At 42.0% G+C, this 1,954-nt stretch carries 2 protein-coding genes; both read right to left on the bottom strand.

Annotated features, from left to right (window positions below):
- Positions 1-198: 198 nt before the first annotated feature.
- Complete coding sequence (locus AC1DSB_RS18615; protein ID WP_477531049.1) at positions 199-1,518, bottom strand: YjiH family protein; 1,320 nt, start codon at positions 1,516-1,518, stop codon at positions 199-201.
- Between the two features lies 1 nt (position 1,519).
- A partial coding sequence (locus AC1DSB_RS18610; protein ID WP_477587341.1) for an arginase family protein occupies positions 1,520-1,954 on the bottom strand: 435 nt, incomplete at its 5' end.

Raw genomic sequence — 1,954 nt, 5'->3', positions numbered from 1 at the left:
CTAGTATACTTGGATAGTGTGACGATTTCACCGCCTACTTTGAGTTTGTGAAAATTTATCAATCAAACGAGCAAGATTATCGCTCAAACACGTCTCACATCCTAGTTACTTTTAGAGACATGATTAATGGTTTTTATTTCCGCTACGCTCCTGTTACACAAAAAAGTACCATCCTTTTATGCAAGGATGGCACTTCTATTAAAACAGCATGAAAGCAATCGGCGTAACAATGATTAAAGTCAGAATGACACGTTGAACCCAGATAACGATTAATTTCGGTATTGAAATCGGAATTTCTGTTGCCACGATGCAAGGAACAACTGCAGAGAAGAAAATGATGGACGATATAGATACAACCGCAATTACGAATTTTACAATCATCCCCGATTTCACAACCAGCAATGCAGGTAGGAACATTTCAGCTATTCCAAGTGCACTTGCTTTTGCGACTAGCATCGGTTCAGGAAGCTGCAAAATGTAGGTGAACGGATAGAAGATGTAACCGATCCAGTCAAATATCGGCGTGAATTCTGCTAACACTAAACCAAGTAATCCAATTGATAAAATTGATGGTAAAATCGCCATAGCCATTAATAAACCGTCTCGCAAGTTCTCCCATATGTTCGCAAGTAAACTAGGTGATTGTTTAACGGTTTCCTGCGCTTCATTCCAAGCGGCTGTCAAGCGACTTCCTTCAGGTTTCACCTCTGGCTGTGGCACACTGCCTTCATAATAATCGTCTTTAATACGATTCAGCGGCCAGATGCGAGTTGTAATTGCCGTCACGATGAACGTGACGATTAGTGTTACCCAAAAGTACAAATTCCACATATCCATTAAGCCAAGTGTTTTCGCAACGATAACCATGAACGTAGCAGATACAGTCGAGAAGCCCGTTGCAATAATTGCTGCTTCTCGTGCTGTGTATTTCCCTTCTTTATAAACACGATTCGTTATTAGCAAGCCCAATGAATATGAACCAACGAAAGAAGCTACTGCATCAATTGCAGATCGACCTGGTGTTCGCCAAATTGGTCGCATAATCGGTTGCATGAGAACCCCAATAAATTCAAGTAATCCATAACCTACTAATAATGCTAAAAATACCGCCCCGATTGGGACTAATAAACCTACGGAAATGACTAATTTATCGAACAAGAATGGTCCCATATCAGGAGCAAATAACCACGCCGGACCAAATCCAAAAACAATCATAATCCCAACGACTAAACCTATGATTTTAAAGAATGAAAACACCATGTTGACGGTCGATTTTTTCCAAGTCCCCGAGTAAAACGGGTATAATGCACCAGCTAGAATAAGTATTAATGAGTAATATGGTAAAACCCCAGTTGCATTTGCTTGAATCCATGACACGATGTGGTCAAGCATGATTGAATTTTTTTCACCAATTGTGACCGGCACGAAAAACATGAACGCACCAATAAAACTGTATACAAAAAACTTCCACATTCCCGTACTTGAACGTATTTTTGAACGTTCTCCCACTTGTTGCATATTAAATCCCCCTTTGTGATAGAACTCTCCCCGTGATAAATTCCAACCATGCATACACTCCTGTTTTGACCGTGGCACTTGTCGGTACATCTCGTGTTGGATCCAGACAGACAAAATCGATATGTCGAACCGCATCCTGTTGGCCGATCCGCACTAAACTTTGGAATAACTCTTCCGCCGTCATGCCTCCTGGTGTAGAAGCGGGAACACCCGGTGCGACTGCAATGTCCAACACATCCATATCGACAGTTACATAAACACGGTCCACTCGTTGTGCTAATTCCTTTAATTGTTCTTCGACGCACTGAGCCACCCCTAGCTCACGTGCTTTACGTAAAGTAATCATTCGAATACCGTGTTCCTTCGCATAAGCCACCAATGGTGCTGCGTTGAAGTACCCGTGAAGACCAATATTGACGACATCTTCCCCGTAGAC

This window comes from Paenisporosarcina sp. P4_E4_2 (genome assembly GCF_056401595.1).
The sequence above is the reverse complement of the archived record's forward strand: the minus strand, read 5'-3'. Positions and strand labels throughout refer to the sequence as shown.